Annotated in this window: 13 protein-coding genes; all 13 read left to right on the top strand. The window is 49.9% G+C overall.

What is annotated here, in order from left to right; genetic code table 11:
• Positions 1-2: 2 nt before the first annotated feature.
• The 13 genes from uvrA to hisIE all read left to right on the top strand — a co-directional run bounded on the left by uvrA (position 3) and on the right by hisIE (position 12,261).
• Entirely contained in the window at positions 3-2,870 is a 2,868-nt protein-coding gene (gene uvrA / locus KB186_RS24450; RefSeq protein WP_173612233.1) for an excinuclease ABC subunit UvrA, read from the top strand.
• Between the two features lie 66 nt (positions 2,871-2,936).
• A complete protein-coding gene (locus KB186_RS24445) occupies positions 2,937-3,566 on the top strand; it encodes an HD domain-containing protein (RefSeq protein ID WP_232774557.1) in 630 nt (209 codons plus the stop codon).
• 39 nt (positions 3,567-3,605) lie between these two features.
• Entirely contained in the window at positions 3,606-3,974 is a 369-nt protein-coding gene (locus KB186_RS24440; protein WP_173612235.1) for a phage holin family protein, read from the top strand.
• Positions 3,975-4,129: 155 nt separating this feature from the next.
• The gene (gene hprK / locus KB186_RS24435) at positions 4,130-5,065 is read left to right on the top strand and encodes an HPr(Ser) kinase/phosphatase (protein WP_106785335.1); all 936 of its coding nucleotides are present in this window, start codon (positions 4,130-4,132) and stop codon (positions 5,063-5,065) included.
• A 15-nt stretch (positions 5,066-5,080) separates the two neighbouring features.
• Positions 5,081-5,587, top strand: coding sequence for an acyltransferase (locus KB186_RS24430; protein WP_232774556.1), 507 nt, complete (start codon positions 5,081-5,083; stop codon positions 5,585-5,587).
• Between the two features lie 182 nt (positions 5,588-5,769).
• Positions 5,770-6,945: an ATP phosphoribosyltransferase regulatory subunit gene (locus KB186_RS24425; RefSeq protein WP_232774554.1), complete on the top strand. Its 1,176-nt coding sequence runs from the start codon at positions 5,770-5,772 to the stop codon at positions 6,943-6,945.
• A gap of 3 nt (positions 6,946-6,948) precedes the next feature.
• On the top strand, positions 6,949-7,596 hold the full coding sequence (hisG, locus tag KB186_RS24420; protein ID WP_173612238.1) for an ATP phosphoribosyltransferase: 648 nt from the start codon (positions 6,949-6,951) through the stop codon (positions 7,594-7,596).
• Between the two features lie 19 nt (positions 7,597-7,615).
• Positions 7,616-8,914 (top strand): histidinol dehydrogenase, encoded by a 1,299-nt coding sequence (gene hisD / locus KB186_RS24415; protein ID WP_232774553.1) that lies wholly within the window; start codon positions 7,616-7,618, stop codon positions 8,912-8,914.
• On the top strand, positions 8,911-9,510 hold the full coding sequence (gene hisB, locus KB186_RS24410) for an imidazoleglycerol-phosphate dehydratase HisB (protein ID WP_017252226.1): 600 nt from the start codon (positions 8,911-8,913) through the stop codon (positions 9,508-9,510). Before hisD ends, hisB begins: the two co-directional genes overlap by 4 nt.
• A 1-nt stretch (position 9,511) precedes the next feature.
• Positions 9,512-10,126, top strand: coding sequence for an imidazole glycerol phosphate synthase subunit HisH (hisH, locus tag KB186_RS24405; protein ID WP_173612240.1), 615 nt, complete (start codon positions 9,512-9,514; stop codon positions 10,124-10,126).
• Positions 10,123-10,872, top strand: coding sequence for a 1-(5-phosphoribosyl)-5-[(5-phosphoribosylamino)methylideneamino]imidazole-4-carboxamide isomerase (hisA, locus tag KB186_RS24400; RefSeq protein WP_221867398.1), 750 nt, complete (start codon positions 10,123-10,125; stop codon positions 10,870-10,872). Before hisH ends, hisA begins: the two co-directional genes overlap by 4 nt.
• Entirely contained in the window at positions 10,862-11,620 is a 759-nt protein-coding gene (gene hisF / locus KB186_RS24395) for an imidazole glycerol phosphate synthase subunit HisF (protein WP_232774552.1), read from the top strand. Before hisA ends, hisF begins: the two co-directional genes overlap by 11 nt.
• Positions 11,617-12,261: a bifunctional phosphoribosyl-AMP cyclohydrolase/phosphoribosyl-ATP diphosphatase HisIE gene (hisIE, locus tag KB186_RS24390; RefSeq protein WP_232774551.1), complete on the top strand. Its 645-nt coding sequence runs from the start codon at positions 11,617-11,619 to the stop codon at positions 12,259-12,261. Before hisF ends, hisIE begins: the two co-directional genes overlap by 4 nt.
• The last annotated feature ends 471 nt before the right edge of the window (positions 12,262-12,732 follow it).

Raw genomic sequence — 12,732 nt, 5'->3', positions numbered from 1 at the left:
TCATGCCATTAGAACATATTGTCGTAAAGGGTGCACGTGCCCACAATTTAAAAAATGTTGATGTAGTCATTCCGAGGGACAAATTCGTCGTTCTGACGGGTTTGTCTGGCTCGGGTAAGTCCTCGCTTGCTTTTGACACAATTTACGCAGAGGGGCAACGACGCTATGTCGAGTCTCTGTCTGCATACGCCCGTCAATTTCTTGGGCAGATGGACAAGCCGGACGTGGACTCGATTGAGGGACTTTCCCCTGCGATCTCGATTGACCAGAAAACGACGAGCCGCAACCCTCGTTCCACGGTAGGGACGGTTACGGAAATCTACGACTATTTGCGCCTTTTGTATGCGCGTGTAGGTAGAGCGGTTTGCCCGGAGCATGGTATCGAGATCCAATCCCAGACCATCGAACAAATGGTCGATCGACTGATGGAGTATCCTGAGCGCACGAAAATGCAGATTCTAGCTCCCATGGTGCAAGGTCGCAAGGGAGAGCACGTCAAGCTGTTGGAGGACATCCGCAAGCAAGGCTTTGTCCGCGTGCGGGTCAATGGTGAAATTACCGATTTGTCGGAAGATATCAAGCTGGAAAAGAACAAGAAGCATAACATTGAGGTTGTCGTTGACCGGATCGTTGTGAAGCCGGATGTGCAGGCGCGTCTGGCAGACTCCTTGGAAACGGCACTTCGCTTAGCAGATGGCAAGGTCATCGTCGATGTGATGGAGCAAGAAGAGCTGCTGTTCAGTGAAAAACATGCTTGCCCGGTGTGCGGATTCTCCATCGGAGAGCTGGAGCCGCGGATTTTCTCCTTCAACAGCCCGTTTGGTGCCTGCTCGGAGTGCGACGGATTGGGTGTCAAACTGGAGGTAGACCCGGATATGGTCGTTCCTGATGCGACGAAGACGCTCAATGACGGGGCGATTGGCGCATGGGAGCCGAAGACTTCGACTTACTATCAACAATTATTGGAATCAGCTTGCCGCCACTTTAACATTCGGATGGATGTACCTTATGAAGAGCTTACTGCAGCGCACCGACAAATCTTGATGTACGGTAGTGAAGGCGAAAAAATTCACTTCCGCTATGAGAACGAGTTTGGGCAAGTGCGCGAGGCGGTCGTACCGTTCGAGGGTGTCGTCATCAACCTGCAACGACGTCATCTGGAGACCAGCTCGGATTACATCCGCGAGCAAATCGAAGGCTTCATGAGCCAGAAGGCGTGCCCTGTCTGCAAAGGTCAACGTTTGCGTCAGGAGAGCTTGGCGGTAAAGGTAGGGGAGCGCAGTATTTCCGAGCTGACTACGCTGTCGATTCTCGATGCGCATCAATTTGTCGATGGACTGGAATTGACAGAGCGGGAAACAAAGATCGCGAACCTGATCGTAAAAGAAATCAAGGCACGACTGAACTTCTTGATTGATGTCGGACTGGATTACTTGACGCTGAGCCGTGCGGCGGGAACACTGTCCGGGGGAGAAGCGCAGCGGATTCGACTGGCTACGCAGATCGGTTCTAGTCTGATGGGCGTTCTCTACATTTTGGATGAGCCGAGTATCGGACTGCATCAGCGGGATAACGCGCGTCTGATCAAGACGCTGGAGCATATGACCAAGCTGGGGAATACATTGATCGTCGTCGAGCATGACGAGGATACGATGATGGCCTGCGATTATATTATCGATATTGGACCAGGAGCTGGCATACATGGCGGTCAGATCGTAGCGGCAGGGACTCCGGAAGAAGTCATGAAGGACCCTAACTCTTTGACGGGTGCCTATTTGAGCGGACGCAAATTCATCCCTGTTCCGATGGAGCGTCGCAAGCCTTCGGACAAATGGATCAAGATTGAGGGCGCGAAGGAAAACAACCTGAAAAACGTCACTGCGAAGCTCCCTCTAGGCGTTTTTGTTGCCGTAACAGGTGTATCTGGCTCAGGAAAGAGTACGTTGATCAATGAAATTTTGCAAAAGACATTGGCTCGCGACTTAAATAAGGCAAAGGTGAAGCCTGGAGAGCATCGCCGCATCCTGGGACTGGAGCATCTGGATAAGGTGATCGACATCGACCAATCTCCAATTGGACGTACACCACGTTCCAATCCGGCGACATATACAGGTGTCTTTGACGATATTCGCGACCTGTTTGCTTCCACTAATGAAGCCAAAGTGCGCGGCTATAAAAAAGGTCGCTTCAGCTTTAACGTCAAGGGCGGCCGTTGTGAAGCATGCAGCGGTGACGGGATTATTAAAATCGAGATGCACTTTTTGCCGGATGTGTATGTGCCTTGCGAAGTTTGCCACGGCAAGCGTTACAACCGCGAGACGCTTGATGTGAAGTACAAAGGCAAGAGCATTGCGGATGTTTTGGAAATGACGATCGAGGATGGGGTAGAATTTTTCCGCAATCTGCCGAAGATCGAGCGCAAGCTGCAGACCATCGTAGACGTGGGGCTGGGATATATGAAGCTTGGGCAACCTGCTACCACGCTCTCTGGCGGGGAAGCACAACGCGTCAAGCTAGCCTCTGAGCTATATCGACGCAGCACAGGACGTACCCTGTACATCTTGGATGAACCGACAACCGGTCTGCATACAGACGATATCGATCGTTTGCTAAAAGTACTGCAACGATTGGTGGATAACGGTGATACAGTGCTGGTCATCGAGCATAATCTGGATGTCATCAAAACGGTTGATTACATCGTAGATTTGGGGCCTGAAGGTGGTACCCGTGGCGGAGAAATTGTCGGTACGGGAACACCGGAAGAAGTGGCAAAAATGGAAGGCTCTTATACGGGTATCTATTTGAAGCCGATTTTGGAACGCGATAGAGAACGGACGAATGCCAAGCTAGAACAATTCGTTGCGAAGTAATCGAGAGGCTGCCTCCCTGAATCAGGGGGGCATCTTTGCTTGGTGAACGCAAAGGGGGAGGAAAAGATGGATTACGTGAAAGATTCTCTTGCCGCACTGCCTGCCGATCTGGTGGCAGAAGCACAGAAGCGCTTTGATGGACAAGATCCTGCACATGATTGGCAGCATAATTTGCGTGTGATGGCGATGTGTGAGCGGATTGGCCGCGAGGAAGGAGCGGATATGGAAGTGCTGCGCCTCGCTGCTTTGCTGCATGACATCGGGAGAGCAGAAGAACGGCAAACAGGAGAGTGCCATGCCGAAATCAGCGCAAGACTAGCAGGGGAATGGCTCTCCGCACGCGGTATGACGGAAGCATTCATCTCACGTGTACAGTCTGCAATTCTCGCCCATCGTTTTCGTAAAGAACGACCTCCACATACCTTGGAAGAAAAGGTCTTGTTTGATGCAGACAAGCTGGATTCGATTGGGGCTATTGGAGTAGCTCGGGTTTTTGCTTATACTGGGGTTATTGGGCAACCCATACAATCGGATGACCCCAATCAGCATACACCTTATAAGGAATACACTTGGAAGCTGCAGCGCATCAAAGACAAGCTTTTCACCAAGACTGCCCAGAAAATCGCCGAAAACAGGCATCGATTCATGACAACGTTTTTTGAGCAATGGGAATGGGAAGTAACGGGGATTCGTTAATCGTTGCGCGAAGGCTAGACTGTACAGGGGGAATGCACCATGAGCCGCTGGATAATCAAAATGCTTTTAAATGGGGCTGCGCTGCTTCTGATCAGCAATTGGTTCCATTCCATTTATGTCGCGAATTTCACAGTAGCATTATGGGCTACGTTGATTTTGGGGATGGTGAACACAGTGATTCGGCCGATTCTGCTGTTTTTTACTTTTCCCTTGCAAGTATTAACGATCGGCTTGTTCTGGTTTGTCATTAATGCCGTGACGTTTGCGTTGACTGCCTACTTTATTGATGGATTTGAAGTGGGGCCATGGCCTGACAACATTGGCACTGTCATCGTGGCAGCAGCACTGATGAGTATTTTTGGCTACCTCATTGAGGTTGTGGTAGGCATGAAAAGAGAAAAGAGGTAGTATGTGCGAAAAAGCCCCGTATTCTCTCAAACGAGTCGCGGGGTTTTTGCCTAATAAGGATGCTCGGTCTTATTAGGTTGTCGTAAGCACAGAGGTTTCGATACAATAGAGACACAACCATCGGGACAGAAAATCCCATGTGAGGGGGAAGCTTCATGCGTAAGACGAATGTGAGCCATTTAGTGGACCATTTCAATATGACGATCTTGAGCGGGGAAGAGGGCTTGGGGCGTGAGATTACCGTTACGGATTTGAGTCGTCCGGGCCTGCAGTTAGCCGGTTACTATTCGTATTATGCGCAAGAGCGGATTCAATTGTTCGGCTTGACGGAAATCAACTTTTTTCAAACGCTGACTCCAGAGGAACGGCTGGAACGGATGAATTTTCTCATGCAAAGTCAGGTTCCCTGCTTCTGTGTGACCCGTAATCAAATGGTGCCGGAGGAGATGATTGACGTTTCCAATCGGTTGGGGGTACCTGTACTTCAGTCCCCGCTGGCAACGACTACGCTAGTCGGGAAAGTAACCAACTTCCTGGAGAATCGTCTTGCACCAACGACGACGATACATGGGGTACTCACAGACATCTACGGGGTCGGCGTTTTGATTATGGGATCGAGCGGGATCGGGAAGAGTGAGGCTGCACTTGAGCTAGTAAAGCGCGGACACCGACTCGTAGCAGATGACGCAGTAGAGATTAAGCAGACACAGGGCGGGCAGCTAAGCGGTAGTGCCCCTGAGCTGATTCAGCATCTTTTGGAGATCCGCGGCGTGGGAATTATCAACATTATGACGATGTTTGGGGCAGGTGCTGTGCGCAATGTGAAAAACATCGAGATGGTTGTTCAGCTAGAGCTGTGGGAGCCTCATAAAATGTACGAGCGGTTGGGGCTCGATGAGGAAACATTGAAGATCATGGATACCGAAATTCCGATTATTACCGTTCCTGTTCGACCAGGACGAAATTTGGCAGTCATCATTGAGGTTGCAGCGATGAATTTCCGTTTGAAACGGATGGGTTACAACGCAGCGATGCACTTCACACGGAAACAGTCGAATGCCATTTTAGAAGATGCCGATTCTGACTTGTAGGAGAAAGAGACGCATATGAGGAAGACAACACGTTATCCCGTAAATGGGGTAAACCCGCTTTGGCACATGTATCGAACGGTAAGCTTCTGGAAAGTCATGAAAAATTTTATTGTCATCCAACTCTCCAGGTATACGCCGATCGTTTCGTGGAAGAACTGGATGTACCGCACATTTTTGCGTATGGAAGTAGGACAGCATAGTGCGGTTGCGTTGATGGTGATGATGGATATCATGTTTCCCGAGAAAATCAAGATCGGTCGTAATTGCGTGATCGGGTACAATACGACCATACTTGCCCATGAATATTTAATTGATGAATACCGTTTGGGAGAAGTGGTTATTGAAGATGCTGTCCTGGTGGGGGCCAACACTACCATTTTGCCGGGAGTAACGATTGGCAAAGGGGCCATTGTCGCCGCGGGAACGGTTGTTCATAAAGATGTCCCGCCTGGCGCCTTTGTAGGTGGGAATCCCATGCAACTCATTCGAACGAAAGCTTCAGAGGAAGAAGAAGGCATGTAGCGTCTCTTCCCTTGTGATCAGCCGTCAGGTGTTTATCCTGGCGGTTTTTTGTTTTGTGTTAAATTTTCCGACTATTCTTATCTTGGTTGACCTAAGATTCTCGACGTGGTAATCTTCTTCATAACACTTTAGTTTGTTACCATATTAGCAGAGTAAAGCGAATGTTATGGAGGGGAACAAGGATGGCAAAACCCTTGGGATTCGAAAAGCCGCTCGGGATGCGGGATATACTGCCGGAATCGCTGGCGAAACAACGGCACTTGGAGCGGGAGCTGCGGCAGTGTATCGAGAGGTGGGGCTATGACGAAATTTCCACACCCTCTCTGGAATACTTCGATACGGTAGGAGCAGCAAGTGCGACACTGACAGACCGGATGTTTCGCCTCCTGGATAAACAAGGTCACACGGTAGTTCTGCGTCCGGATATGACAACGCCAATTGCAAGGGTTGTTTCCTCCCTTTATAAAGATGTTCCATTGCCAATACGGTTGTATTACCAGGCAAATGTGTTTCGGGCACAAGAAAAGGAAGCGGGGCGGAATGCAGAGTTTTCTCAAACCGGGATTGAACTGATCGGAGATGCGTCTGTCGATGCGGATGCGGAAGCCATTGCACTTGCTGTCTTTTGCTTGCGGGCAGCGGGTGTGGAAACGTTTCGTATTGCCATTGGGCATGTCGATTTCGTAGACGGTCTTTTGGAGGAGGAGATTGAGGATGAGCCTATTCGCAATCAATTCCGCCAGTTTTTGTACGAGCGGGACTTCGTTGGCTTCCGGCAACTACTTGCGACAGTAGACATTCCGACAGAGGCAAAAAGCCGATTGGAAGCCTTGCTGCGGCTGCAAGGGGGAAAAGGGAAAATCGAAGTAGCCCGTGATTTGGCAGGCAACGGAAAAGCAGGGAGGGCAGTCGAGACGATTGCTTCCTTGTGGGAATCGTTAGAAGCCTACGGGGTGACGGAAGATTTGTTGATCGATTTCAATCTGATCATCAATTTGAACTACTATACAGGGGTCGTTTTTGAAGGATACGCGGCAGATTTGGGCTCCCCGCTATTGGGCGGAGGACGCTACGATCAATTGCTCTCCCAATTTGGGCGGGCTGCATCCGCCACAGGCTTTGCGATCAAGATGGATCGGCTACTTCAGGTCACTCCTTCCGTAAAAAGGCAAGCACCTGCGCGCGTTTTGCTCGTTTACACGGAAGATTGCAGAAGCGCCGCTTTGGCAGAGGCACAGCAATTGCGTGAGGAAGGGCTCGTAGTAGTGACACGTCTCGTCTCCAAAATAGATGAGAAACAGGTTGGACAAGAAGCGGGATTTACCAAAGTCATTTGCATAACACAACAGGAGGAGTAGGAGATGGCACTCACGAGAAACGATCAAAAGCTGACGATCGCCATGCCAAAAGGGCGGATTTTTGAAGAGGCTGTCCACTTCCTTCAACAGGCTGGCTTGCAGGTCACTGCGGATCTACAAGATTCACGCAAACTGATCATCCCTGTGGAAAATGCCAAGCTTGAATTCATTATGGCGAAGCCTACCGATGTTCCTACTTATGTCGAGTATGGGGTGGCTGACGTTGGCGTGGTTGGCAAGGATGTTTTATTGGAAGAAGAACGAGATGTTTACGAGCTATTGGATTTGCATATCGGCTATTGTCGCATGATGGTAGCGGGTCTGCCAGACTGGAAGCCGACGGAAGCTCCCCGTGTTGCGACGAAATATCCGAAGATTGCGTCACGTTATTTTCGTGAGCGTGGACAGCAGGTTGAGGTAATCAAGCTGAATGGTTCAGTAGAGCTTGCACCGATGATTGGGCTGGCTGATCGTATTGTGGATATTGTTTCGACAGGTAGGACATTGCGGGAAAATGGCTTGGTCGAGCTGGAGAGCATTTGTGAAATTACGACGAGGCTCATTGCTAATCGAGCCAGCTATCGGATGAAAAGTGAAGCAGTGGATGAGATCGCCGGAAAATTTTTAGAGGTCATTCCTCACGGGAACTAGAGAAAAAGGGGAGACAGCTATGCGTATCATGTCAGCCAGTCAGTATGACGGGAAACGATCAGTAGATGCAGGAACGAGAGAACAGCAAGAAGCGGTGAAGGCGATCCTCACCTCGGTTCGCCAGCAAGGAGACGAAGCGCTGCGCTATTACACGGAGCGATTTGATCGTGTGCTACTACAAAACTTCCGTGTGAGCGAGAGCGAGTTTGCTGAAGCAAGTGAGCTCGTGTCTCCACAAGTAAAGGCGGCATTGACGGAAGCAGCCGAAAATATTCGGGCGTTTCATGAGCGGCAAGTGCGTCAGTCCTGGTTTACCACCAAAGAAAGTGGCACATTGCTAGGCCAACTAATACGTCCATTGCAGCGCGTAGGTCTGTATGTTCCAGGCGGAACGGCAGCTTATCCTTCCAGTGTTTTGATGAATGCTATCCCTGCCAAAATTGCAGGTGTTCCTGAAGTAGTCATTACAACACCTCCAGGAGCGGATGGGAAAATCAATCCGGCGATACTCGTTGCAGCTCAAATTGCAGGAGTAAGTGAGATATACAAGGTAGGCGGAGCGCAGGCGATTGCGGCATTGACCTATGGGACGGAGCAAATCAAAGCGGTTGATAAAATCGTTGGTCCCGGTAATATTTTCGTGGCACTGGCAAAGCGAGAAGTTTTCGGATTGGTCAGTATCGACATGGTGGCAGGGCCCAGTGAAATTGCGGTGATCGCAGATGAGACGGCCAACCCGCGTTACGTCGCGGCAGACCTTCTTTCTCAAGCCGAGCATGATCCAATGTCAGCCGCTATATTGGTTACGACATCGCAAGCGTTGGCGGAGCAGGTATCACAGGAAGTCGAGCGACAGCTTGCCGATCTTCCACGCAAATCAATTGCAGAAACGGCGATACGCGACTACGGTGTTATTTTACTCGTCGACGATTTGGACGAAGGTTTTGCCGTAATCAACCGCATCGCCCCCGAGCATTTGGAAATCATGATAGCCGAGCCTTTTGAGCGTCTCGGAAAAGTGGAAAATGCAGGTGCAATTTTCCTCGGCCCATACAGCTCAGAGCCAGTCGGAGATTATTTTGCCGGAACCAATCATGTGATTCCTACGAATGGAACGGCGCGTTTTTCCTCGCCATTATCCGTCGATGATTTTATTAAGAAGTCGAGTGTTGTTTCCTACAGCAAACGAGATTTGCGGGAAAATGGACATAAAATTGTGGCGCTGGCAGAGCAGGAAGGATTGTCTGGACACGGTCGAGCGATCCTTGCGCGATTGCAAGATTTTGAGACAGAAGAGCAGGAGAGTGAAAAGAGATGAGTGAAGGGAAACAACGTGCAGCACAGATCGAACGCAATACGAATGAGACGCAGATCGCGCTTTCCTTTGGTGTAGACGGCGCGGGTGAGAGCAAGCAAAACTCGGGTGTTCCATTTTTAGATCATATGCTTGACCTGTTTACCCGCCATGGACATTTTGACCTGACTGTAAAGGCAAAGGGGGATATCGAAATCGACTATCACCACACGGTGGAGGATATCGGGATTTGTCTTGGGCATGCTCTACGGGAAGCGTTGGGAGACAAAAAAGGCATCAAGCGTTATGGAAATGCGTTTGTCCCGATGGATGACGCACTCGCGCAGGTCGTCATTGATATCAGTAACCGTCCTCATCTGGAATATCGCGCTACGTACCCTACGAATATGGTTGGTCAGTTTCCGACGGAGCTGGTGCACGAGTTTTTATGGAAGCTCGCACTGGAGGCGCGGATCAATCTACATGTGATTCTGCACTACGGTCACAATACGCACCACATGATCGAGGCGATTTTCAAAGCGCTGGGCCGTGCACTGGATGAAGCGACGACGATCGATCCGCGTGTAAAAGGGGTCCCGTCAACAAAAGGGGTTTTGTAACATGATCGGCATCATCGATTACGGCATGGGGAATCTGTACAGCCTGAGCAAGGCGTTGGAAAGATTGGGCTATTCGTACGAATTCGTCTCTCAAGCAGAGCGTCTGCAAGAATATAGCGGAGTGATTTTGCCGGGAGTCGGGGCGTTCGGGGATGCTATCGTCAACATACGTGAGCTTGGATTAGAGCAAGCGATCAAGGGATACGCAGCAACAGGTCGCCCGATCTTGGGCATTTGTCTCGGCATGCAGCTTTTATTTGAGAAAAGTGCAGAGCATGGCGAGCATACAGGCTTGGGATTACTTGGTGGTGAGGTCGTTCGTTTTCGCGGGGATTACAAGGTTCCGCACATGGGCTGGAATCAATTGATAATAAAGCAAAAGCAACCGTTACTAAACGGTGTACAGGATGGCGATTACGTCTATTTTGTCCATTCGTATCATGTCTTGTGCCAGTCTGATGTCTTGCTCGCGACGAGTGACTATCACCAGGAGGTCACAGCTATTGTGAATCGTGACAACGTATACGGTATGCAGTTTCACCCGGAAAAGAGCGGAGAGACAGGAATGCTGCTGCTACGTAATTTTGCCGTTCAATGTGAGGGGGTTTTGACATGAGCTTTATCGTTTATCCGGCGATCGATATTCGCGGGGGCAAGTGTGTTCGACTTTTCCAAGGAGATTACGGTCAAGAGACAGTGTACGCTGATTCACCGCTCGCGATGGCGAAACGATGGGTAGAGCAAGGTGCGTCCTGGGTCCATCTCGTAGATTTGGATGGGGCAAAGGAAGGCAAGCCTGCCAATGCAGCGCTCATCAAGGAGATAGCGCGCTCGATCCCTGTACCCGTGCAGGTTGGAGGCGGCATTCGAACAGAAGAGCAGATTGCGGACTATTTGGAAGCAGGTGTCGCGCGAGTGATCGTCGGGACTGCTGCTATCGAAGACGAGCCTTTTACGAAGCGAATTCTTCAAAACGATGGAGACAAGATTGCGATAGGTCTGGACTGCCGGAATGGGCTGGTGGCTACCAGAGGTTGGTTGACCACGACAGATGTGCAAGCAACGGAGCTTGCCAAGCGGTTGGTTACGTATGGCGCGGAGACGTTTATTTACACCGATATCGCTCGTGATGGCACGATGACAGGACCCAATGTAGAAGAAATTGCAGCCTTGGCGATGGCTACAGGAAAATCGGTGATAGCTTCGGGAGGTGTCAGTCAACTGGACGACTTGTTGACACTGGCTACCCATGCTTCGGACGGAGTCTCTGGCGCCATTGTTGGCAAAGCACTCTACACGGACGCTTTTACATTGGAAGAGGCGCTCCAGCGTATGGAGGGGCGTGAATCGCATGCTGGCTAAACGAATCATCCCGTGTCTCGATGTAAAAGACGGACGGGTAGTAAAAGGTGTGCAGTTCGTGGGACTGCGCGATGCAGGCGACCCGGTTGAACTGGCAAAAAAGTATAGCGACGAGAGAGCAGACGAGCTGATCTTTCTCGATATTTCTGCGTCCCACGAAGGGCGCAAGACGATGGTAGATGTCATCGAAAAAACAGCCGCAAACATTACGATTCCTTTCACGGTTGGTGGCGGCATTAACAGCGTCGACGATATGAAAAGGATTTTGCGTGCAGGTGCGGACAAAATCTCGTTGAATACTGCGGCTGTTTTGCGTCCGGAATTAATCCGTGAGGGAGCGACGGTCTTTGGCTCACAATGTATCGTCGTGGCGATAGACGCAAGAAGTGTCGGGGAAGATCGCTGGGAAGTGTATACCCACGGTGGACGGAATGCGACGGGGAAGGACGTCATCCGCTGGGCGCAGGAAGCAGAAGCGCTCGGAGCGGGCGAAATCCTTTTGACCAGCATGGACGATGATGGGGAAAAGAAAGGCTTTGGACTCGAATTGACCAAGCGGGTATCAGAAGCGGTCAGAATTCCGGTCATTGCTTCTGGTGGAGCGGGCTCGAGGGAGCATTTTTACGATGTGCTGACGCAAGGAAAGGCAGACGCCGCGCTGGCCGCATCCATTTTTCACTATGACGAGACGTCGATTCAATCGGTTAAGGAGTATTTGCAAACCAAAGGAGTTGTCGTACGACCATGACAGGAGCAGGAGCATTTGCAGTAGATAAATTGCGTTTTGACGAAAAGGGTTTGATTCCTGTCATCGTGCAGGATGCCGGAAGCAAGACCGTTTTGACGCTTGCCTATATGAATGAAGAATCGCTACAAAAGTCATTGGCTACCAAAGAAACATGGTTTTGGAGTCGTTCCCGACAACAGTTGTGGCACAAGGGTGAGACCTCGGGTCATACACAGCGGATCGTCTCTATGCGGTATGATTGCGACGGAGATGCACTGGTTGTGATGGTCGAGCCGAATGGGCCTGCTTGTCATACGGGAGCATACAGCTGTTTCTCGCAGGAAGTTCTCACCGAGACAGATGATGAGTCAGTACAAGCAGATCGATTTGCGATCTTAAGTGAGCTGGAGGAACTAATTGCTGCGCGGGAGGCAGAACGCCCGGAAGGCTCCTACACCACCTACTTGTTCGAAAAAGGCGTAGACAAAATCCTGAAAAAGGTTGGGGAAGAGGCTGCCGAGGTCATTATTGCAGCGAAAAATCGAAGTCGTGAGGAGCTGCGATATGAGGCATCTGATCTGATCTTTCACTTGATGGTTTTGTTACGGGAGCAAAAGCTGCCATTAGATGAAGTGCTGACGGAGCTTCAGAGACGTCGTTAACCACTAAAGTAATAACCACCGTTGCTTCCAGAGCGTGGTTTTTCTTGTTAGAATGATCGGTATCTTACTCGCGAAAGGGGTAGGAACCTAATGATCAAAGGCAATTTAGTAGAATTACGGCCATTTACTGCTGAGGACGTGGTGAGACTGTTCCATTGGATATAGTAGAGATATTTAATAGAAAGAGCGGGATGTTTTTCTCGCTCTTTTTTTCTTTCGTATCGCGATATTTTAGCTGTTTCTCGTTTTTTGATAAAAAAACTTTTAAAATCACCCTTGATTTAGAGTTTTATATGTGATAGATTATTCCTTGTCGCCAATAACGACGACAAAATACGAGAAAAGAAAACGAGATTCGATAAAAAACTTCTTGACTCGCAAATAGCGAACGTGATAAGATGTAAAACGTTCGACAAAAAATGCTCTTTGAAAACTGAACAGCGAAAGCGTTAATGAGTCTATCATTAAATG

The sequence above is a fragment of the Brevibacillus sp. AF8 genome (genome assembly GCF_021270385.1).
Taxonomy (GTDB): Bacteria; Bacillota; Bacilli; order Brevibacillales; family Brevibacillaceae; genus Brevibacillus.
Note: the sequence above shows the minus strand (reverse complement) of the source record. Positions and strands in the feature narration are given on the sequence as shown.